Annotated in this window: 17 protein-coding genes and 2 pseudogenes; 12 read left to right on the forward strand and 7 right to left on the reverse strand. The window is 62.2% G+C overall.

The features are described 5' to 3' along the window. The 3 genes and pseudogenes from HNO86_RS29150 to HNO86_RS29160 all read left to right on the forward strand — a co-directional run. Positions 1-605, forward strand: a pseudogene (locus tag HNO86_RS29150) (hypothetical protein); the annotation flags it as partial. 20 nt (positions 606-625) lie between these two features. Then, entirely contained in the window at positions 626-1,369 is a 744-nt protein-coding gene (locus tag HNO86_RS29155; RefSeq protein WP_175380397.1) for a hypothetical protein, read from the forward strand. A 205-nt stretch (positions 1,370-1,574) separates the two neighbouring features. Continuing rightward, positions 1,575-4,187 (forward strand): EAL domain-containing protein, encoded by a 2,613-nt coding sequence (locus HNO86_RS29160; protein WP_175380398.1) that lies wholly within the window; start codon positions 1,575-1,577, stop codon positions 4,185-4,187. Positions 4,188-4,206: 19 nt separating this feature from the next. On the opposite strand, the pseudogene HNO86_RS29165 reads toward HNO86_RS29160, so the two are convergent. Further along, positions 4,207-4,287, reverse strand: a pseudogene (locus tag HNO86_RS29165) (GNAT family N-acetyltransferase); the annotation flags it as partial. A 254-nt stretch (positions 4,288-4,541) separates the two neighbouring features. On the opposite strand from HNO86_RS29165, the gene HNO86_RS29170 reads away from it, so the two are divergent. After that, positions 4,542-4,961, forward strand: coding sequence for an organic hydroperoxide resistance protein (locus tag HNO86_RS29170; RefSeq protein ID WP_175380400.1), 420 nt, complete (start codon positions 4,542-4,544; stop codon positions 4,959-4,961). A gap of 464 nt (positions 4,962-5,425) precedes the next feature. On the opposite strand, the gene HNO86_RS29175 is transcribed toward HNO86_RS29170, so the two are convergent. Then, positions 5,426-5,662 (reverse strand): hypothetical protein, encoded by a 237-nt coding sequence (locus HNO86_RS29175; protein WP_175380401.1) that lies wholly within the window; start codon positions 5,660-5,662, stop codon positions 5,426-5,428. A gap of 168 nt (positions 5,663-5,830) precedes the next feature. Between HNO86_RS29175 and HNO86_RS29180 the strand changes: the two genes are divergently transcribed. From HNO86_RS29180 to yghX, 6 genes are all read left to right on the forward strand, one after another. After that, positions 5,831-7,591, forward strand: a complete 1,761-nt coding sequence (locus HNO86_RS29180; RefSeq protein ID WP_175380402.1) for an L-lactate permease — start codon at positions 5,831-5,833, stop codon at positions 7,589-7,591. A 145-nt stretch (positions 7,592-7,736) separates the two neighbouring features. Then, complete coding sequence (gene glcD, locus HNO86_RS29185; protein WP_175380403.1) at positions 7,737-9,236, forward strand: glycolate oxidase subunit GlcD; 1,500 nt, start codon at positions 7,737-7,739, stop codon at positions 9,234-9,236. Beyond that, a complete protein-coding gene (gene glcE / locus HNO86_RS29190) occupies positions 9,236-10,300 on the forward strand; it encodes a glycolate oxidase subunit GlcE (protein WP_175380404.1) in 1,065 nt (354 codons plus the stop codon). The genes glcD and glcE overlap by 1 nt, the downstream gene beginning before the upstream one ends. A gap of 3 nt (positions 10,301-10,303) precedes the next feature. Next, on the forward strand, positions 10,304-11,521 hold the full coding sequence (gene glcF, locus HNO86_RS29195) for a glycolate oxidase subunit GlcF (RefSeq protein ID WP_175380405.1): 1,218 nt from the start codon (positions 10,304-10,306) through the stop codon (positions 11,519-11,521). Positions 11,522-11,582: 61 nt separating this feature from the next. Further along, positions 11,583-11,984: a heme-binding protein gene (locus HNO86_RS29200; protein ID WP_175380406.1), complete on the forward strand. Its 402-nt coding sequence runs from the start codon at positions 11,583-11,585 to the stop codon at positions 11,982-11,984. A gap of 126 nt (positions 11,985-12,110) precedes the next feature. After that, a complete protein-coding gene (gene yghX / locus HNO86_RS29205) occupies positions 12,111-12,998 on the forward strand; it encodes a YghX family hydrolase (RefSeq protein ID WP_175380407.1) in 888 nt (295 codons plus the stop codon). A 117-nt stretch (positions 12,999-13,115) separates the two neighbouring features. On the opposite strand, the gene HNO86_RS29210 is transcribed toward yghX, so the two are convergent. The 3 genes from HNO86_RS29210 to HNO86_RS29220 all read right to left on the reverse strand — a co-directional run bounded on the left by HNO86_RS29210 (position 13,116) and on the right by HNO86_RS29220 (position 16,098). Then, the gene (locus HNO86_RS29210; RefSeq protein WP_175380408.1) at positions 13,116-13,769 is read right to left on the reverse strand and encodes a peroxiredoxin; all 654 of its coding nucleotides are present in this window, start codon (positions 13,767-13,769) and stop codon (positions 13,116-13,118) included. Between the two features lie 110 nt (positions 13,770-13,879). After that, positions 13,880-14,824 carry an aldo/keto reductase gene (locus HNO86_RS29215; protein ID WP_175380409.1) on the reverse strand — a complete coding sequence of 315 codons (945 nt, stop codon included), beginning with the start codon at positions 14,822-14,824 and terminating at the stop codon, positions 13,880-13,882. Then, entirely contained in the window at positions 14,821-16,098 is a 1,278-nt protein-coding gene (locus HNO86_RS29220) for an NTP/NDP exchange transporter (RefSeq protein ID WP_175380410.1), read from the reverse strand. Before HNO86_RS29220 ends, HNO86_RS29215 begins: the two co-directional genes overlap by 4 nt. Positions 16,099-16,149: 51 nt before the next feature. On the opposite strand from HNO86_RS29220, the gene HNO86_RS29225 reads away from it, so the two are divergent. Beyond that, positions 16,150-16,932: an alpha/beta hydrolase gene (locus HNO86_RS29225; RefSeq protein WP_175380411.1), complete on the forward strand. Its 783-nt coding sequence runs from the start codon at positions 16,150-16,152 to the stop codon at positions 16,930-16,932. An 88-nt stretch (positions 16,933-17,020) separates the two neighbouring features. Here HNO86_RS29225 and HNO86_RS29230 read toward each other — a convergent pair whose 3' ends face one another. Both HNO86_RS29230 and HNO86_RS29235 read right to left on the reverse strand, forming a co-directional pair. Then, entirely contained in the window at positions 17,021-18,295 is a 1,275-nt protein-coding gene (locus HNO86_RS29230; RefSeq protein ID WP_175380412.1) for a glucarate dehydratase family protein, read from the reverse strand. Continuing rightward, positions 18,292-19,662: an MFS transporter gene (locus HNO86_RS29235; protein ID WP_175380413.1), complete on the reverse strand. Its 1,371-nt coding sequence runs from the start codon at positions 19,660-19,662 to the stop codon at positions 18,292-18,294. The genes HNO86_RS29230 and HNO86_RS29235 overlap by 4 nt, the downstream gene beginning before the upstream one ends. A 118-nt stretch (positions 19,663-19,780) precedes the next feature. Here HNO86_RS29235 and HNO86_RS29240 point away from each other — a divergent pair, with 118 nt between their 5' ends. Beyond that, positions 19,781-20,689 (forward strand): LysR family transcriptional regulator, encoded by a 909-nt coding sequence (locus tag HNO86_RS29240; protein ID WP_175380414.1) that lies wholly within the window; start codon positions 19,781-19,783, stop codon positions 20,687-20,689. Positions 20,690-20,860: the final 171 nt, after the last annotated feature.

A 20,860-nucleotide genomic window follows, 5' to 3' on the forward strand; every position in this document is an offset into this window, starting at 1 on the left:
GGCATGGCGATGAAGGCCACTTCAAGCAAATGCAAGCGCTGCTGGAAACCCTGCAACGTCCCACTGTAGGCGGCAGAGCCTTGTCCTCCGGCGGGGGCAGCACGCCTAGAACAAATCTAGGTTTCTGGCTACAGATTCAGGTGCCGAATGCACTGGCAGGCAAGGATGTGACCCTGCAACCGGCCATGATCCAGACACATCTGTTCTATGTCGACGAACTGCAAAGCACTAAAGACAGGTTCTACGAACACTTCCTGAATGGCTACTGGATCGATCCGAAACTGCTCGGACAGCTACCCGACGGCCCAGGCTCCAAAGACAATCCGGCTGACTTCATTTACACCGGCAAGGAACAGCACCGTCTGTGGCAAGTCTGGATCCATCTACCCAAAGACAATCCGGTCCTTGAACTGGAGATCAAGTATCCGCCCGGCGTGCTTCAGCGTGCTGATGGCCGCGGATACCTGTTTCGAATGGCTCTTGAGTGGAGCCCAAGTGAAGCAGGCCGCGCCAACAATGCTTTCAGCGGCGAGCTAGAGGAAACGGACGGCATCGTACTGAGAGAACAAACAACCCAGCTTCTGAAACTGCTCATTCCTAACTGAGCTAATGGAGGAGCCCTGAAATGTTTAACTTTGACAAAACGCTTGAGTTGCCGCTGCAACTCCACTGGAAACATGCTGAAGAGCAAGAGTCAATGGCGTGGTCCATACGGGCGCGTAACTACAACACGTTTGTGGCGAACTGCATGCTTGCATTCATGCTGTTTTTTTTACTCGCACTTTCTGTTTTCCTATACACCGCCTACCACGACATAAGCCAACCTTGGCGAACTTTGTGGTGTTTACTTTTCTATGCATTAATGTCACTTGTAATCTTGAGCATGACCCATCAACGAATAAACTTCGCCTATCGCATCACTCAATTCGGTGTGGAATATTGCAAATGGAAACACTTCCCAAGATGGATGTTGCCATTTCTAAAATGGTTTACCGGCATCACCGCAGTGATTTTCATCTGCATGGCGAGCATTGATCCGGCATTTCTCATCGGCGCGTTGATCGGCCCAGGTGGTATGGGGTTGATGTACTTGTCCATGGCTAACTCCAAGAGTTATCAGGAAATGCAAACCGAATACCACAATAATTTCTACCATTGGACACAGCTGACAAAATCAACCGTTGCGACAAACCGGGACATGGTCGAACTCGAATTCATTGCACCGAGTAAAGACGGAAGTTACATGGCGTCCGGAAGCCTCTACGTTTTCTTCAATAAGCACAAAAAAGAACAAGTGGTAGACGTCATCAAAACTCATCTACCACCTGGCGTGCCTTGCGTCATTGGAAAGGTAGATGTTTGGCAGTAGTCAGTGATTACACCTGTAGGAGCGAGCTTGCTCGCGATGGAAGCCCGGCCACCGCGGGGCATCAGGCATCCAGCGTTATCGTTGGCGACCATCGCGAGCAGGCTCGCTCCCACAAGGAGACGTACGGCGTATCCATCTGAAAGTCTGAACGATCCACCCAAATCGCCCCTCTAGATGCAGTGCCACTGGATCCAAGGACGCGTAAATGGACGTTTCTTGCGCTGCATCCCCCCTCCCCACTCGGCAAAGCCCGGTCACCCGGCGTTTGGCGTATGCCATCGGCGCGCTGTTCATTGCGGGTGTGTTCGCGGCCGGAGCCGTGTTGTTGAGCATCGCCAGTCATCTGGACGAAGAGGACGCGGCGGATATCCGCTTCTATTCAGCCCGGGCCCTGGAAAACCGCATCGCCAATTCGCAGAACTACATGACCAGCTACTCCTACTGGACGCCGGCCTACGAGCATTTCAATGGCGAGGTCGATGTGAACTGGGCCTACACCGAACAGAACGTCGGCAAAACCATGTTCACCAGCGACGGCTACGAAGGCGTGTTTCTCATCGACCGGGCGCGGACCAAGTACGCGATGATTCGCGGGGAGCTGGTCCAGGGTGATATTTCCAGGTACCTGAAAGCCTCCGTTCCGCCGCTGATTGAACAGGTACAAAGCTCGGCCGATCTGACCAGGCCGGTCAGTACCTACGGACTGTTCGAGGGCCTGCCTGCACTGGTCACCGCCGCTGCCGTGATCCCCAATGACGAACACCAGATCAAAGACCCGCAGTCCACGTCGGTGCTGCTGTTCGTCGACAAGCTGACCCCGGCCAAGCTTGAGAAACTGGGCGAAAGCTACGGCTTGATCGACCTCGACCTCGCCGCCGATGACCAGATCGACGCGGATCAGCCGAAGGTACCGCTCGACAACACCGGCTTCAGCCTGGTCGCGCAAATGCAGCGTCCTGGCGAACATCTGTTGTGGTCGCTGCTGCCCGCACTCGGTGGGTCACTGACGCTGATGTTGTTGCTGACCTTCTATTTCTTTCGCCATGCGCTGCGCTCATCGGACTACGTCGATAAGAGCTACGCGCAACTGCAAGCCTCGAACCAGGCGCTGGAAGCCGCCAACCATGCGCTGGAGTCCAGCGAGGAGCGGTTCCGCGCGGTGGCCGAAGCGGCTTCCGACTGGATCTGGGAAATCGACAACCAGCAGACCATCACCTACGTGTCCGGGCGCTTCAGTGAAGTGACCGGGTTCTCGGTCGAGCAATGTCTGGGGAAGAACATCGAGCAGGTGCTGTATTGCGACACCATGCCCCTGGACTTGTGGCTGCATAAAATTGCCGATGGCAGCCACGCCAGCGACCTGCGTTGCACCTACCGCGATCAATCGGGCCAGCAGCGTTGCTGTCGATTGTCGGCGCGGCCCATCCGACACAAAGGCCTGCTGGTCGGCTTTCGCGGCACCGCCAGTGACATCACCGATGAAGTCGCCGCCCACGCTCAGATCCAGCACCTATCGATGCACGACGCGCTGACGGGCCTGCCGAACCGCAACAAGCTCTCGCGCTTTCTCGATGAAGCCCTGTCACTGAAGGAGCAATCCGTGCCGCTGTCGCTGTTGGTGATCGACCTGGACAACTTCAAGCCGATCAACGATTCCCTGGGTCATCCCGCGGGCGACGCGGTGCTGCAGCAAGTCGCCGCGCGCATGCGCGAATATACTCGCGAGCACGACATCGTCGCGCGGCTGGGCGGTGATGAATTCGTGGTGGTGCTGCACGGCATGGACAGCCATCACGAGATCGACAAATTCTGCACCCGCCTGATCGGCAGCCTGCATCAGCCGATCCTGTTCGAAGGTCACAATCTGCAGATCGGCGCGAGCATCGGCATCGCCCTGAGCCGTCGCCACGGCCATGTGCCCAGTGATCTGATCCGCTATGCGGACATCGCGCTGTACCAGGCCAAATCCGACGGCAAGAACACCTGGTGCTATTTCGAATCGCACATGAGCGAGCAGATCCAGAGCCGCCTGCAACTGGAAGACGACTTGCGCCGGGCGGTGAAAAACGACGAATTCGTCCTGCATTTCCAGCCGCGCTACAAGGTCGACGGCAAGAAAATCGTCTCGGTGGAAGCCCTGGTGCGCTGGCAGCATCCGACCCAGGGCCTGCTGGGGCCGGACCGATTCATTCCATTGGCGGAGCAGACCGACCTGATCGTGCCACTGGGCCGCTGGGTGCTGCGCGAGGCCTGTGAAACGGCGTTGACCTGGCCGGCGGACATTCTGTTGTCGGTCAACCTTTCCCCCGCCCAATTCGCTCTCAGCGACGTGGTCGAGGATGTGCGCCAAGTGCTGGTGGAGACGCGTTTTCCCGCCAGTCGCCTGGAGCTGGAAATCACCGAGAACGTGATGCTCAACGACACCGACGGCGCACTTACCACCATGAACGCGCTGAAGGAACTCGGCGTGCGTCTGAACATGGACGATTTCGGTACCGGCTATTCGTCCCTCGGTTATTTGCGCGCCTATCCGTTCGACGGGCTGAAGATCGACAAGCGCTTCATTGCCTCCATCGCCAGCGGCGGCAACGACCGCGCGGTGGTGCAGGCGATCATCGGGCTGGGCAAGGCGATGGGCCTGACGGTGACCGCTGAGGGGGTGGAAACCGAGGAACAGCTGGGGATCCTCGATTCCGATCAATGCCATGAAGTGCAGGGTTATTTCATGAGCCGGCCAATGGACAAACAGGCCTTTTCCAGGCTGCTGCAGGAGTCCCGCCGGCCGCGGATTGTGGCGCGCTCAGGGGTTCGCCAATGACCCGTCATGTATTGGCGTTGCGGGAAATGCCGGGGGTGTTGCGCATGAGGGCGATGACGGCATCGTAATCGTCCAGGGTCATGACACGCAGAGTGAACATCGAAGGTGGCCTGCTCGGTGACGGAGGACGCAGGCTAGCAAATGCCGTCTGTCGGTTGTGTGAACGTGCCGAGGCAAGCGGGTTTGTATCGTTGTGTAGGTTTTGCCCGCGAATCTACACGGCGATACACAACCGTCGGTTCACGACACACGCGGCCTACATGGGGATGAAAAAGTGCGCCTGTCGCCCTTGCGGTGTTCTTCGCTCCTTCGAGCGACACCCGGGCCCAAATGCCGAAAATTTCAGGAGCCCCCATGATCAACAACATCGAAACCGTGCTGTACACCGGCAAGACCGTCACCACCGGCGGCCGCCAGGGCGAGTCCCGCAGCGACGACGGGCGCCTGGACGTCAAGCTGTCCCCTCCGGGTTCGTCCGGCAGCGGCACCAACCCCGAGCAACTGCTGGGCGCCGGCTGGTCGGCTTGCTTCATCGGTGCCATGGGCAAGGCGGCGGCGGCGTTGAAGATGGCATTGCCGGCGGACGTAAGCGTCGCCACCGAAATCGACCTGGGCAAGACCGACAACGCCTTCTTCCTCCAGGCCCGCCTGAACGTCAGCCTGCCAGGCATAGACCCCACCCTGGCCCGCACCCTGGTAGACGCCGCCCACCAGACCTGCCCGTATTCCAAGGCAACGCGGGGCAATATCGACGTGACCATCAACCTCGTCTGATACCCGCACGGAATGATGCGATCTTTTGATCTTGCTTTAAAAACACAATCAAAAGATCGCAGCCTCGTTTCACTCGTCAGCTCCTACAGGAGAGCGGTGGGCATTGAGGGGATTTTTCTGGATGCCGGAAATTAGAAAGCCCGCACAAGGCGGGCTCTTAGTGGGTTTAGTAGGTGGCCAGTGCTGGTCTCTGGCTTACGAGGTTTATCAGGACTCTCACAGGTACAGCAATGCGCTGTCCTGCTTCACACGGCATAAGGGCTGGATCTCAGCGCGGAGATCTTTCTAACCGTGTACCCTTCGGAGCGCGCCCCACGCGTCCTCGCTATCCGCTTGCGCATCAGTCTGCGTTCTCACCTACAGGGTTCAGATTAGCAAAGCACCGAAAAAAGGGAACCGGGTTATTAGACCGTTTTCGCCTTTCGGCCGGCGCCGAAAAACCCAAACATGCTATGGCCCGGCCGCTACAACGTCCGCTGACTATTCCCGATCCCCTTCGCAATATCCACGCCCCAATCCATCGCCGCTTCCATGTCGAGCATGTGCGGCTTGGGATCGTGATTTTCGTCAATCACCGAGCCGTCCGGGCGGTAGACGCCGATGAACATTCCAAGCGATCCATCTTTGAGAATTTCGGCCTTGACCCGGATGCTGCATCCGTTGGACAGCGTTTCCTTGTGTTCAATATGGCGCTCGGTCATTGCTGTTTTCCTCCCGTGCTGGATTCGAACCTTACTGCAAAGGCTAGCTCAGACCCTCGAATTCGCAGGCCCGGCTGCCGAATCTGACAGCAGCGCAATGCCACCTATACTACAAGCCACCGTCCCCCCTGGGGTCTGCACGTCCAACAATAAGAAGCAGAGGTGAACATGGTCTGGCAGCAAATTTACGATCCGTTCAACAACCCGGTGATATCAACCCTCCTGGCCGCCGTGCCGGTCGTCGTGATGCTGGCGGCGCTGGCGTTCTTCCATGTCAAGGCACACCTGGCCGCGATACTGGCGTTGGTTTCGGCGCTGGTGATTGCCATCTTCGCCTTCGGCATGCCCGCCAACATGGCCGGTTCCGCCGCGTTGTACGGTGCGGCCAACGGGCTGCTGCCGATTGGCTGGATCGTGCTGAACATCATCTTTCTGCACCGGCTGACCACCGAAAACGGCTCGTTCAAAGTGCTGCAGGACTCCCTGGCGCGAATCACCGACGACCGTCGCCTGCAACTGCTGCTGATCGCCTTCTGCTTCGGCGCATTCTTCGAGGGCGCCGCCGGTTTCGGTACGCCGGTGGCGGTGACCGGGGCGATTCTGATCGGTTTGGGCTTTTCGCCCCTGGCCGCCTCGGGCCTGGCGCTGATCGCCAACACCGCACCGGTGGCGTTCGGCGCCCTGGGTACGCCAATCATCACCCTGGCCAAGGTCACCGGGCTCGATGAGATGGAGCTGTCGATGATGGTCGGCCGGCAGCTGCCGTTCTTCTCGGTGATCGTACCGTTCTGGCTGATCTGGGCCTTCGCCGGCTGGCGCAAGATGATGGAGATCTGGCCGGCGATCGTGGTCACCGGGGTCAGCTTCGCGGTGCCGCAGTTCATCGTCTCCAACTACCACGGGCCGATGCTGGTGGATGTGATCGCCGCGCTGATTTCCATGGCCTGCCTGACCGGTTTCCTCAAGGTCTGGAAACCGGCCACCGTACACACCTCCGCGGCGCTGACCGGCCGGGTCGACGATTCGAAAATCGACGATGAATACGCCAGCAAACCCGAGCCCACCGCAGCCTTTTCCGGCGATTCGAAAAAGGCCGTGATGCGCGCCTGGATGCCGTGGATCATCCTGACCATCTTCGTGTTCGCCTGGGGCACTCAGGGCTTCAAGAACAGTTTCGACACCCGCGCGGCGATCGATCCGGCCACCAGCGCCGCCAAGCTCGATCCACAAGGCAAACCGCTGCGCGAAGCCAACCCGGTGTTCGCGCCGGTCCTGACCTTCACCACCATCCACCAGCAGATCGAAAAAGTGCCGCCGGTGGTGCCCGCGCCGAAAGTCGAGGAAGCGGTGTACAAATTCACCTGGTTCACTGCCACCGGCAGCGGCATCCTGCTGGCCGCCATCGTCGGCGGCCTGCTGATGGGCTATTCGATTCCGCAGCTGATCAAGCAGTACCTGCGCACGATCTGGGTGGTGCGCTACTCGCTGATCACCATCACCGCGATGCTCGCCCTGGGCTTCCTCACGCGCTACTCGGGACTGGACGCCACCATGGGCCTGGCCTTCGCCGCGACGGGGATATTCTACCCGATGTTCGGCACCCTGCTCGGCTGGCTCGGCGTGGCGCTGACCGGCTCGGACACGGCGTCCAACGTGCTGTTCGGCGGCTTGCAACGGGTCACTTCGGAGCAATTGGGCCTGAGCCCCGTGCTGATGGCCGCCGCTAACAGCTCCGGCGGGGTCATGGGCAAGATGGTCGATGCGCAATCCATCGTGGTGGCGTCCACCGCGACCCGCTGGTATGGGCATGAAGGGGAGATTCTGCGCTACGTGTTCTTCCACTCGATCGTGCTGGCGGTGCTGGTGGGCGGGTTGGTGACGTTGCAGGCGTATGTGGCGCCGTTCAGTCATATGGTGGTGGGGCATTGATGGGGATTTAAAACAAAACGCGATCCATGTAGCAGCTGGCGAAGCCTGCGTCCGGCTGCTACAGGTTCTGCGGCCAGCCTATTAGGTCTTGAAAAGCCCGGGCGATCGCCCGGGCTTTTCATGAAGGGAGTATTGTTAAGCGACCATGAACATTCTCTACGATGAACGCGTCGACGGCGCCCTGCCCGACGTGGACAAGGCCGGATTGTTGGCGGCTCTGCGCACGCAGTGGCCGGATCTGGAAGTGCTGCACCAGACCGAAGAACTCAAGCCCTACGAATGCGACGGGCTGTCGGCCTACCGCACCACGCCGATGCTGGTGGTGCTGCCGCGCGATATCGCCCAGGTTCAGGGCGTGCTGCGCCTGTGCCACGAACGCCGTGTACCCGTGGTTGCCCGCGGCGCCGGCACCGGGTTGTCCGGCGGCGCCCTGCCCCTGGAAAAAGGCGTGCTGCTGGTAATGGCGCGCTTCAATCAGATTTTGCACATCGACCCCGAAGCCCGCACTGCCAGGGTCCAGCCCGGGGTGCGCAATCTCGCCATTTCCCAGGCCGCCGCGCAATACGGCCTCTACTACGCGCCGGACCCATCGTCGCAGATCGCCTGCTCCATCGGCGGCAACGTCGCCGAAAACGCAGGCGGCGTGCACTGCCTGAAATACGGCCTGACCGTGCACAACGTGCTGCAGGTCGACATCCTCACCGTCGACGGCGAATGCCTGACCCTGGGCTCCAATGCCCTGGACGCCCCCGGCCTCGACCTGCTCGCCCTGTTCACCGGTTCCGAAGGCATGCTCGGTGTCATCACCGAAGTCACCGTCAAGCTGCTGCCCAAGCCGCAATCGGCCAAGGTCCTGCTCGCCGCCTTCGACTCCGTGGAAAAGGCCGGCCGCGCGGTGGCCGACATCATCGCCGCCGGGATCATCCCGGGTGGCCTGGAGATGATGGACAACCTGGCGATCCGCGCCGCCGAGGACTTCATCCACGCCGGCTACCCGGTCGAGGCCGAAGCCATTCTGCTGTGCGAACTCGATGGCGTCGAAGCCGACGTCCACGAAGACTGCACCCGCGTGCGCCAGGTGCTGGAACAGGCCGGTGCCACCGAAGTGCGCCTGGCCCGCGATGAAGCCGAGCGCGTGCGCTTCTGGGCCGGGCGCAAGAACGCCTTCCCGGCGGTGGGCCGCCTGTCGCCGGACTATTACTGCATGGACGGCACCATCCCCCGGCGCGAGTTGCCCGGCGTGCTCCGGGCCATCGCCGAGTTGTCCGCCGAATACAACCTGCGGGTGGCCAATGTGTTCCATGCTGGCGACGGCAACATGCACCCGCTGATTCTATTCGACGCCAACCAGCCGGGCGAGCTGGAGCGCGCCGAAACCCTGGGCGGCAAGATCCTCGAACTGTGTGTGAAAGTCGGCGGCAGCATCACCGGCGAACACGGGGTCGGCCGCGAGAAAATCAATCAGATGTGCGCCCAGTTCAACAGCGATGAACTGACCCTGTTCCACGCCGTCAAAGCAGCATTCGACCCCAGCGGCCTGCTCAACCCCGGGAAGAACATCCCGACCCTGCACCGCTGTGCCGAGTTCGGCGCCATGCACGTGCATGCCGGGCAACTGCCCTTCCCTGACCTGGAGCGATTCTGATGCACGGCACAGACGATTTCGATGACAGCCAGGCGCTGCTCGAACAGGTCAATCTGGCACTGGAAAATGCTACGCCGCTGCGCATCCAAGGCTCCAACAGCAAGGCCTTTCTGGGGCGCATCGTCGCCGGGGAAATCCTCGACACCCGCACCCATCGCGGCATCGTCAGCTACGACCCGACTGAACTGGTGATCACCGCGCGCTGCGGCACGCCACTGACCCAACTGACGCAAGTGCTCGACGCCGCGCAACAGATGCTGGCCTGCGAACCGCCAGCCTTCGGCGACGGCGCCACCGTCGGCGGCATGATCGCCTGCGGCCTGTCCGGGCCACGGCGGCCGTGGTCCGGCTCGGTACGCGACTTCGTTCTGGGCACCCGCGTGATCACCGGATTTGGCGGGCACCTGCGTTTTGGCGGCGAGGTGATGAAAAACGTTGCCGGCTACGATCTGTCGCGCCTGATGGCCGGCAGTTTCGGCACCCTGGGCCTGATCACCGAAGTCTCGCTCAAGGTCCTGCCCAAACCCCGGCAAACCCTGAGCATCAGCCTGGAAATGACCAGCGATCGTGCACTGCAGAACCTCGCGAAATGGGGTCAACAACCCTTGCCGATCAGCGCCGCATGCCATGACGGCGAACGCCTGTACCTGCGCCTGGAAGGTGGCGAAGGCTCGGTGGCCTCGGCCCGTGACCGCCTGGGCGGCGAGTGGCTGGACGGCGGTTTCTGGGAGGATCTGAACGAGCATCGCCTGGCGTTTTTCGACGAGGACCAACCGCTCTGGCGCCTGTCGCTACCGCACAACACGCCGAAACTGTCCCTGCCCGGCCGGCAGCTGATCGATTGGGGTGGCGCCCAGCGCTGGCTCAAGTCCGACGCCGAAGACGCCTTCATCCGCCACGTGGTCGAGGAGTTCGGCGGGCACGTCACCTGCTACAGCCACGGCCTCACCGACAGCCCGTTCCACCCACTGTCCGCGGCGCTGATGCGCTATCACCGAAGCCTCAAGCAGCAACTCGACCCCCGGGGGATTTTCAACCCCGGTCGCCTGTACGCGGAGCTTTGAACCATGCAGACCACCCTGAGCGAGAACGCCCGCCGCCTGCCCCGTGCCGAAGAAGCCGACAGCATCCTGCGCACCTGCGTGCACTGCGGTTTCTGCAACGCCACCTGCCCGACCTACCAACTGCTGGGCGATGAACTGGACGGCCCGCGCGGGCGCATCTACCTGATCAAGCAAGTGCTGGAAGGCAACGAGGTCACGCAGAAGACTCAGCAGCATCTGGACCGCTGCCTGTCGTGCCGTAACTGCGAAACCACCTGCCCCTCCGGCGTCGACTACCACAACCTGTTGGACATCGGCCGCGCGGTGGTCGACGCGGCGGTCCCGCGCCCCATCGGTCAGCGCCTGCTGCGCGAGGGCCTGCGCACGCTGGTGCCGCATCCCGATCTGTTCAAGGGCTTGGTGAGTAGCGGCCAGGTGTTCCGCGCCCTGCTGCCCGACGCCCTGCAAAGCAAACTGCCGCGCAGTGCCACGCTGAGCAAACCGCGCCCGGCCACTCGTCATGCGCGGCAGGTATTGATGCTCGAAGGCTGCGTGCAACCGGGGCTGTCGCCCAATACCAATGTCGCGGCGGCCAGGGTGCTGGATCGCCTGGGGATCAGCGTCACGCCGTGCCGCGAAGCCGGTTGCTGCGGCGCCGTGGACTATCACCTGGACGCCCAGGCCGCAGGCCTGGATCGCGCCCGCCGCAACATCGACGCCTGGTGGCCGAGCATCGAGAAAGGCGCCGAGGCCATCGTGCAGACCGCCAGCGGCTGCGGCGCCTTCATCAAGGACTACGGCCACCTGCTCGCCAGCGACCCGGCCTATGCCGACAAGGCGCGAAGGGTCAGCGCGCTGGCCAAGGATCTGGTGGAAGTGCTGCGCGACGAACCGCTGGAAAAGCTCGGCATCCACAACGCCCATCGCCTGGCCTTCCATTGCCCCTGCACCTTGCAGCACGCGCAGAAACTCGGCGGCGCCGTGGAGAAACTGCTCGAACGCCTGGGCTTCAACCTGACCTTTGTGCCCGACAGCCACCTGTGCTGCGGCTCGGCGGGCACCTACTCGCTGACCCAGCCGGAACTGTCGCGGCAACTGCGGGACAACAAAATGAACGCGCTGGAAAACGGCTACCCTGAAGTGATTGTCACGGCCAACATCGGCTGCCAGTCGCACCTCGATGGTGCGGGGCGAACGCCGGTCAGGCATTGGATCGAGGTGGTCGAAGGGGCTTTGCCCTGACCTACAGGGTCAGAGGTGAACTCAGGGGTCGTGTTTCAGATCAAACACGCTGGAGAATTCGATGAAGAGCAAAGCCATTCTCGGCCAGGCCGAAGTGATGAAGATCCTCACCGCCGCGCACACCGAGGCGCAGAACAACCAGTGGCTGGTGACCATCGTCATCGTCGATGACGGCGGCCATCCCCTGGCCCTCGAACGCCTCGACGGCGCCGCGCCCATCACCGCCTACATCGCCACCGAAAAAGCCCGAACCGCCGCGTTGGGCCGGCGCGAATCGAAGAGCTATGAAGAGATGGTCAACGGCGGACGCACCGCATTCGTCACCGCGCCCCTGCTGACCTCGCTGGAAGGCGGCGTGCCGATCATCGTCGATGGCCAGGTCATCGGCGCCGTGGGCGTGTCCGGGGTCAAGGCCGAGCAGGATGCGCAGGTGGCAAAAGCCGGTGCGCAGTCCCTCAAATAACCCCCCGTCCCTCTGTAGGAGCGAGGCTTGCCCGCGAAGCTTTTGACAATCTCAAGGACGCCTTCGCGGGCAAGCCTCGCTCCTGCAAAGGGCGGTCCGTATTCAATCAGATGAGAGGAACCACCCATGACCCGTCTCACCGCCAAAGACTTCGCCCCCGAACTGCTGGAGCTCTACGACTACTACGCCCACGGCCTGATCAACCGCCGCGAGTTCCTCGACCGCGCGGCGCTGTTCACCCTCGGCGGCTTGACCGCCAGTGCGCTGCTGGCCTCGCTGAGCCCCAACTACGCCCTGGCCGAGCAGGTCGAGTTCACCGACCCGGACATCCTCGCCGAGTACATCACCTACCCGTCCCCCAAGGGCAACGGCCAGGTACGCGGTTATCTGGTGCGCCCGGCCAAGGCCACCGGCAAGGTCGGATCAGTGGTGGTCGTGCATGAGAATCGCGGGCTGAACCCTTACATCGAAGACGTCGCCCGGCGCCTGGCCAAGGCCGGGTTCATCGCCCTGGCCCCGGATGGCCTGACGTCGGTCGGCGGTTACCCGGGCAACGACGAAAAGGGCCGCGAGCTTCAGGAAAAGGTCGATCCGACCAAGCTGATGAACGACTTCTTCGCCGCCGTCGAATGGATGATGAAACACCCCGAAGGCAGCGGCAAAGTCGGCATCACCGGTTTCTGTTATGGCGGTGGCGTGACCAACGCGGCGGCCGTGGCCTATCCGGAACTGGGGGCGGCGGTGTCGTTCTACGGACGCCAGGCGGATGCCAAGGACGTGCCTCGGATCAAGGCGCCTCTGATGCTGCATTACGGGGAACTGGATACGCGGATCAACGAGGGTTGGCCGGCATTTGAAAAGGCGCTGAAGGCCGATGGCAAGACGTACGAGGCGTTTATCTATCCGGGTGCCAATCACGGGTTCCACAACGACTCGACGCCGAGGTATGACAAGGCGGCGGCCGATCTGGCGTGGGAGCGGACGTTGGGGTGGTTTCGCAAATACCTGGTCTGATCACACCCCCCTGTAGGAGCTGCCGAAGGCTGCGATCTTTTGATCTTGCGTTTATAAGATCAAAAGATCGCAGCCTCGTTTCACTCGACAGCTCCTACAGGGAATGTGTAGAGACAGTTACTTCGGCTGAGCCACAGTCCGCAGATACGGCTTCAACGTCTTGTACCCATCCGGATACTTCTTCTTCGCATCCTCATCCGACACCGACGTCGGGATGATCACATCTTCCCCCGGACGCCAGTTCACCGGCGTGGCAACGGTGTGCTTGGCATTGAGCTGCAGGGAATCGAGCAGGCGCAGCACTTCATCGAAATTGCGCCCCGCGCTCATCGGGTAGATCAGCATCGCCTTGATCTTCTTGTCCGGGCCCACCAGGAACACCGAACGCACGGTCGCGTTGTCCACCGCCGTGCGCGAACCGCCGCTGGCGTTGGGGTGGATCATGTCGTAGAGCTTGGCCACCACCAGGTTTTCGTCGCCGATCAGCGGGTAGTTGACCGCGCTGCCCTGGGTTTCCTCGATGTCGCCGACCCACTTCTCGTGGTCGCTGACCGGGTCGATGCTCAGGCCCAGGATCTTGGTGTTGCGCTTGTCGAACTCCGGCTTGAGCTTGGCCAGATAGCCCAGCTCAGTGGTGCACACCGGGGTGAAGTCCTTGGGATGGGAAAACAGGATGGCCCAGCCATTACCGATCCATTCGTGGAAATTGAGCTTGCCTTCGGTGGTGTCGGCGGTGAAATCCGGTGCTTCGTCGCCAATACGAATTGCCATATTTCGATCTCCTTGCAGTAGTGGACAGGGGCGCTGCGCCAGCCAGCGCGGACAGTATAGAAGAGCTTTCAAGACACACTGACGAGCGGTCGAAGCTACGGGAAAACGACTTATTCCACCAGCGCAATCAACTGGTAACGCTGGGCGTCGGTCAGCGCCGGACCAAAGCCCGCCCCGGCGTTTTCCGCCATGTAGCGCGGGTTGCCGGTGCCGGGAATCACGCAGGTCACCGCCGAATGCGACAGCAGGAACTTGAGCGCCATCTGCGGCCAGGTCTTGACCCCGACCTGCGCGGCCCAGCCCGGCAGCGGTTTGCCGTTGAGCCTGCCGAGCAGCCCGCCACCGCCGAACGGCCGATTGCAGATCACCGCCACGCCGCGCTCCCTGCACAGCGGCAGAATGCGCTTCTCGACGCCGCGATCATCCAGCGCGTAGTTGATTTGCAGGAAATCCAGCTGTTCGGCCTTGAGCACCGCTTCCACTTCCTCATAGGCCGATGCCGTGTAATGGGTGATGCCGATGTAGCGAATGCGCCCCTGCTCCTTCAAGTGGCGCAAGGTCGGCAGGTGGATCTGCCAGTCCAGCAGGTTGTGGATCTGCATCAGGTCGATGCGGTCGGTCTGCAGCAATTTGAAGGATTGCTCCATCTGCGCAATGCCTTCCTCGCGGCCACGGGTCCACACCTTGGTCGCCAGGAAGGCCGGCGAGCGTGGTTCGTGGATCGACAGCAATTCGCCGGTGTTTTCTTCCGCGCGCCCGTACATCGGCGAGCTGTCGATCACCGTCCCGCCCTTCTCGAACAACGCGCGCAGCACCCCGGGCAACTGTTTGTACGCCGCGTCCTCAGGGGACACGTCAAAACCGCGATAGGTGCCCAGCCCGACCACCGGCAGTGGCTCGTTGCTCGAAGGAATGGCGCGGGTCTGCATGGTCTTGCCTCCTGTTCCCGTCGCCAGCACGGTTTGCGCAACCGCCGGAGCGAACGTGAGGACCGCCGAAACACCGGCAGCCAGCGTGAGTATTTCCCTGCGGGTGAAACCGTCCGCATGGCTCATGACATCTCCCTCTTGCGTGGTTGCGCCTCGGCCTGTCGGGCCTGTTGCCTGGCCAGCCACAGGCAGGTCCAGGCCCACACCCCGGCGAATGGCACGATCACCACCGCCACCAGGCCGAAGCCTGCGCCCAGCGCGGTCAGCCCGGCGGACAACCAGCCACTGGCCGCGTCGCCACCGCGATAGACCAGGGTCTCGATCACGTTCTTGGCCTTGTACTTCTCCTCGCGGCTGACCACCGTCCACAGCACCTCGCGGGCCGGCCGCACGAGGGCGAACTCCACCGCCCGCCGCAGGCCCTGGGCCAGCGCCACCGTGGTCGGCACCGGTGCCAGCGCCATGGCGGCAAACGCGACGATGGTCGCCAGGGGCATCGCCACCAGCGCCCCGCCGATGCCCACCAGGCGGATCAGCGGCGCAGTCAGCAGCAACTGCAAGGTCAGGGTCAGCGCCGAGACGATCAGATCGACCACGGCGAAGAATTGCGTCCTGCTGCCAGTATCAGCGTAGCTGCCAGCGACGATCCGTCCCTGTTCGAAGTACAACAAGGTCGCGGCACTGGTGTGCAGCAGCATGAACAGCACCAGCGCCAACAGGTAGGGAGACCGCACAATCAGGGTGATGCCGGCGAGCATGCTGCCACCCATGCGCCGTTCGTCGATTAGCGAACTGCCGGACTGCGATTGCGTGCGCGCCAGCAGCCCCCGGTAGCAACGCACCGCCACTTCCAGCAACAGCGCCGCCGCCAGGGTCAGCGCCATCGGCCCCAGCCGGGTGGCCATGGTCGCCGCCAGCAGCGGCCCGATAAAGGTGCCCAAGGTACCGCCTGCGGCGATGCAGCCGAACAGTCGCCGGCCCTGTTCGCTGGAAAAGCGGTCGACCAGCACGCTCCAGAAAATCGAGACGATGAACAGGTTGTAGATGCTGATCCAGACGAAGAACACCCGCCCGACCGTCACCGGGGCGATGTGATTGGCGATCAGCAGGCCGAACACCAGCATCGACACCGCGATCAGGCGGTAGATCAGCGGTACGAAGCGCGTGGCCGGCAGGCGCGACGCCAGGGCGCCGAAGACCGGCACCATCAGCAGCATGACCACGAAGGTCGCGGTAAACAGCCACTGCAGTTTGTCGGCGCCGCCTTCCAGGCCCAGGGCATCACGCAGCGGGCGCACCAGGTAATAGCTGGCCAGCACGCAGAAATGGAACGCGAAGCCCAATATCAAGGCCGAACGTTCAGAAGGCCGTACATCGAGCCATTGAGGCATGCTGGGCATCGGTGCCCTCCTTTACCGCCCGCTACACTCTGACAGCACCCGGAGCCTTTGATGCCGCCCACTAACGTTAGCCGAATGTCCCGAACCCTGGTGTTGCCTGTCGTCCTGCTCGCTGCGCTGTACCTGGCGCTGTGCGCGGCCCTGTTCGTGTTTCAGCGCGCGCTCATCTACTACCCGCAACCCCGGGGCGACACGTCGGCGCCGCTGTTGAGCCTGACGGTGGATGACGTGCAGGTAAACGTGTCGACCCGTCCGTACAACGGTCCCAAGGCGCTGATTTATTTTGGCGGCAATGCCGAGGACGTTTCCCGCAGCCTGCCCTCGTTCGCCAAGGCCTTTGCTGATCGGGCGCTGTATTTCATGCATTACCGAGGTTATGGCGGCAGCGGCGGCTCGCCTTCCGAGGAAGCCATCGCCCGGGATGCCATGGCCTTGTTCGACAAGATCTATGCCGAGCATCCGCAGATTGTTCTGGTGGGTCGCAGCCTTGGGTCCGGCGTTGCCGTGCGCCTGGCCAGCGTTCGTCCGGTGACGGAGTTGCTGCTGGTCACGCCCTACAACAGCCTCGAGGAACTGGCGACCCGGCAATTTCGCATGTTCCCGGTGCACTGGTTGTTGACCGACAAATTCGAATCCTGGCGCTATGCCGAACACATCAGCGTGCCGACGCAACTGATCGCCGCCGAGGATGATGAGGTGATTCCGGCGTCCAGCACCCGGCGGCTGCTCAGTCATTTCCAGGAGGGTGTGGCGACGCTGCGGGTGATCGCGGGCACGGGCCACAACTCCATCAGCGACAGCCCCGAATACCTCAAGGCATTGAAGGCCCCGTAGGAGCAAGCCTTGCTCCCACAAAAAAGCCCGGGCCAGCGCGACCACGCTGCCCGGGCAAGGTTGCTACATGCTCTTTTGAACCCCGCGATCAGAACCGCGGTTTGACCGCCTTCCACTCCGGCTTGTACTTCTGCATCTGCTTCACGTCATCGCGCTGGCGAATGCCGCAGGTCAGGTACTGGTCGTGCAGCTTGCCCAGTTGATCGTGATCCAGTTCCACGCCCAGCCCCGGTGCCCGGGTGATCTTCACGCAGCCATCGACGATCGGCAGCTTGCCGCCCTTGATCACCTCTTCGTCCGGCTCCTGCCATGGGTAATGGGTGTCGCAGGCGTAATCCAGATTCGGCACCGACGCGGCGACATGAGCCATGGCCATCAGGCTGATGCCCAGGTGCGAATTGGAATGCATGGACACGCCCAGGCCGAAGGTTTCGCACATTTTCGCCAGCGCCTGGGTGTCGCGCAGGCCGCCCCAGTAGTGATGGTCGGCGAGGACGATCTGCACGCTGTTCTGCGCCACGCTGCGGCGCAATTCGTCGAAATCGGTGACCACCATGTTGGTCGCCAGCGCCAGCCCGGTGCGCTTGTGCAGCTCGGCCATGCCGTCCAGGCCCGGGGTCGGGTCTTCGTAATACTGCAGGTCATCGCCCAGCAGCTCGGCCATGCGAATCGAGGTTTCCAGGGACCAGTTGCCGTTCGGGTCGATGCGCAGCGGATAGCCCGGGAAAGCCTTCTTCAACGCCTTGATGCACGACACTTCATGCTCCGGCGGCAGCGTGCCGGCCTTGAGCTTGATGCTCTTGAAGCCGTATTCCTCGATCATCCGCCGCGCCTGGCCGACGATCTGCTCTTCACTCAATGCTTCGCCCCAGTTGTCCGGCTTGTAGGGCGAATCGACGTGCTGCGCGTACTTGAAGAACAGATAGGCGCTGAACGGGATCTCGTCGCGGATCGCCCCGCCCAGCAGGTCCACCAGCGGTACGTTCAAGGAACGCGCCTGCAAATCCAGGAACGCCACTTCGAACGCCGAATAGGCGTTGCTCACCGCCTTGCTGGCATGGGAGCCGGGCGCCAGTTCCGCCCCGGCAATGCTCGCCGGTTTGTTCGCCGCCACCGTGGCCTGGACGATCGCGCGCAGCTGGTTGAGGTTGAACGGGTCCAGGCCGATCAGCTGGCTTTGCAACTGCTGCTGGATCGCCAGCGCCGGGGCGTCGCCGTAACTTTCACCCAGGCCGATGTAGCCGTTGTCGCTCTCGATTTCGATGATCGAGCGCAACGCGAAGGGTTCATGAATGCCGCTGGCGTTGAGCAAAGGCGGATCACGGAAGGCGATTGGGGTGACGGTGACTCGTGTGATTTTCAAGAGGCTGCTCCCGATGGATCAGATTTCAGGGCTTGATGACTGAGGGGCTTTTTTTCCGCGCCGCTCACTGCGGTGCCGGCTGGCGAGGTGCGGGCGAAGAAGATCACGATGGCTGCCAGCAACGAGGTCGCCGCCAGGCCATACAGGCCGCCCTCGATGGAACCGGTGGTTTGTTCCAGGAAACCGAAGGTGGTCGGTGCAACGAAGCCGCCGAGGTTGCCGATGGAGTTGATCAGGGCGATCACCGCCGCGGCGATCCGCGCATCCAGATAGCCTTGCGGGATCGGCCAGAACAGCGCCGAGGCCGCCTTGAAGCCGATGGCTGCGAAACAGATGGCGACGAAGGCGAACACCGGGCCGCCGGTGGTGGACATGAACATGCCGAATGCCGCGATCACCAACGTCACCGCCACCCACGCCTGCTGGTATTTCCATTTGCTGGCCATGGCGGCGAAGCCGTACATCGCGACGATGGAGATGATCCAGGGGATCGAGTTGAACAGGCCGACCTGGAAGTCGCCGAGGTTGCCCATCTTCTTGATCATGCTCGGCAGCCAGAAGGTGGCGCCGTAGATGGTCAGGGCGATGGAGAAGTAGATGAAGCAGAACAGCGCGATCTGCCGGTCGGCGAGCAACTTGAACACCGATGGCTTGACGGTACGGCTGGCATCGCGAGCCTGCTGCTCCTGGTCGATGGCAGCGGTCAGTGCGGCCTTTTCTTCTTCGCTGAGCCACTTCGCTTCCCGTGGATGGGATTGCAGCCAGAACCAGACGAACCCACAGAGCACGATGGAGGCGAAGCCTTCGATCAGGAACATCCACTGCCAGCCATGCAGGCTCAGGCCGCTGATGTGCAGCAGCGCGCCGGACACGGGGCCGGAGATCACCGAGGCTATGGCCGAGCCGCTGAGGAAGATCGCCATGGCCTTGCCGCGTTCCGCCGCCGGCAGCCACTGGGTGAAGTAATAGATGATGCCGGGGAAGAAGCCCGCTTCGGCGGCGCCGAGGATGAAGCGCAGGACATAGAAACTGGTCTCGCCCCGCACGAAGGCCATCGCCATCGCGGCGGCGCCCCAGGTGAACATGATGCGGGTCAGCCAGGCGCGGGCGCCGTAGCGTTGCAGCAGCATGTTGGACGGTACTTCGAAGATCGCGTAACCGACGAAGAACAGGCCGGCACCCAGGCCATAGGCGGCAGCGCCGATGCCCAGGTCGGTTTCCATGTGGCTGCGCACGAAACCGATGTTGACCCGGTCGATGTAGTTGACGATGAACATGATCACGAACAGCGGCAGCACATGGCGCTTGACCTTGGCAGCAGCGCGGGCCAGCGCGTTCGGGTCGGGTGGACTCTGGAGGGTTTTCAAGGGGCGACTCCCGATCATTGTTTTTTTAGGGATGGCTTCAGATCTGGGCCGATGATGGACGCGTGCATTGATCCCGTCTAATCTAACTTGGCATTCGATTGATACCCGGATTAGATCAATGTTCGAACTGACTCAATTGCGCTGCTTCACCACCGTGGCCACGGAACTGAACTTCCGCCGCGCCGCCGAACGCCTGAACATGACCCAGCCGCCGCTCAGCCGGCAGATTCAGTTGCTGGAGCATCACCTGGGGGTCGAGCTGTTTACCCGCAGCACCCGCAGCGTTGCGCTGACCGCCGCTGGCCGTGCCTTTTTCGTCGAAGCGCAGAACCTGCTGGAGCGTGCCCAGCAAGCGGCGGTCACCGCGCGGCGGTTTGCCGAGGGCGACATCGGCTCGGTCAATATCAGTTTCGTTGGCAGCGCGGTTTACGAGTTTTTGCCAAAGGTCATCGCCGAGGCGCGGCTGACTCAGCCCCACGTGAAAATCGACCTGGCGGAGATGAACACCTACCAGCAACACGAAGCTCTGCGCGCCCGCCGTGTCGATCTGGGCATCGCCCGTGCGCCATTGCTGGAGCCCGGCTACTCCACCGAATGCCTGGTGCGCGAGCCGTTCGTATTGGCGGTGCCCAGCAGCCATCGGCTGGCCACGGCGGCCACGGTGTCGGTCCAGGACCTCGACGCCCAGCCCTTCCTGATGTATTCCCACGTCGCCTACCCGCCCTTCAACGAACTGCTGACCGGCACCCTGCGCTCGGCCCGCGTCGCCCCCGACTACGTGCAATGGCTCGGCTCCTCCCTGACCATCCTCGCCCTGGTCAACGCCGCCATGGGCCTGGCCCTGGTCCCCCGCTGCGCGACCAGCGTGGTGTTCAAGAACGTGGTGTTTCGCGATATCGATCTGGGTGAAGGGGTGCAGAGTGAGTTGCATCTGATCTGGCGGGAGAATAATGACAACCCGGCGTTTGCGATGTTGCTGGAGGGGATTCGGCGGGCGGTGCGCGAAGGTTGGGGAATCTCGGCCTGAAGGGATCCTGAGGCCATATCACGACCCATGTAGCAGCTGGCGAAGCCTGCGTCCGGCTGCTACAGGTCCTGCGGCGACCCTTCTTTCCATGGATATCCCTGCACTGGTGCACCCACTCCGAAATCCGCAATAAAAAAGTGCACCCACAAGCCCTCCATCCCCCTTCAACCC

Source organism: Pseudomonas sp. C1C7, assembly GCF_013359595.1.
GTDB lineage: Bacteria > Pseudomonadota > Gammaproteobacteria > Pseudomonadales > Pseudomonadaceae > Aquipseudomonas.

Bases quoted from the DNA above. Each gene is read 5' to 3' on its own strand.
- HNO86_RS29155 (WP_175380397.1), top strand. From the start codon at position 626: ATGTTTAACTTTGACAAAACGCTTGAGTTGCCGCTGCAACTCCACTGG.
- HNO86_RS29160 (WP_175380398.1), top strand. From the start codon at position 1,575: ATGGACGTTTCTTGCGCTGCATCCCCCCTCCCCACTCGGCAAAGCCCG.
- HNO86_RS29170 (WP_175380400.1), top strand. From the start codon at position 4,542: ATGATCAACAACATCGAAACCGTGCTGTACACCGGCAAGACCGTCACC.
- HNO86_RS29175 (WP_175380401.1), bottom strand. From the start codon at position 5,662: ATGACCGAGCGCCATATTGAACACAAGGAAACGCTGTCCAACGGATGC.
- HNO86_RS29180 (WP_175380402.1), top strand. From the start codon at position 5,831: ATGGTCTGGCAGCAAATTTACGATCCGTTCAACAACCCGGTGATATCA.
- glcD (WP_175380403.1), top strand. From the start codon at position 7,737: ATGAACATTCTCTACGATGAACGCGTCGACGGCGCCCTGCCCGACGTG.
- glcE (WP_175380404.1), top strand. From the start codon at position 9,236: ATGCACGGCACAGACGATTTCGATGACAGCCAGGCGCTGCTCGAACAG.
- glcF (WP_175380405.1), top strand. From the start codon at position 10,304: ATGCAGACCACCCTGAGCGAGAACGCCCGCCGCCTGCCCCGTGCCGAA.
- HNO86_RS29200 (WP_175380406.1), top strand. From the start codon at position 11,583: ATGAAGAGCAAAGCCATTCTCGGCCAGGCCGAAGTGATGAAGATCCTC.
- yghX (WP_175380407.1), top strand. From the start codon at position 12,111: ATGACCCGTCTCACCGCCAAAGACTTCGCCCCCGAACTGCTGGAGCTC.
- HNO86_RS29210 (WP_175380408.1), bottom strand. From the start codon at position 13,769: ATGGCAATTCGTATTGGCGACGAAGCACCGGATTTCACCGCCGACACC.
- HNO86_RS29215 (WP_175380409.1), bottom strand. From the start codon at position 14,824: ATGAGCCATGCGGACGGTTTCACCCGCAGGGAAATACTCACGCTGGCT.
- HNO86_RS29220 (WP_175380410.1), bottom strand. From the start codon at position 16,098: ATGCCCAGCATGCCTCAATGGCTCGATGTACGGCCTTCTGAACGTTCG.
- HNO86_RS29225 (WP_175380411.1), top strand. From the start codon at position 16,150: ATGCCGCCCACTAACGTTAGCCGAATGTCCCGAACCCTGGTGTTGCCT.
- HNO86_RS29240 (WP_175380414.1), top strand. From the start codon at position 19,781: ATGTTCGAACTGACTCAATTGCGCTGCTTCACCACCGTGGCCACGGAA.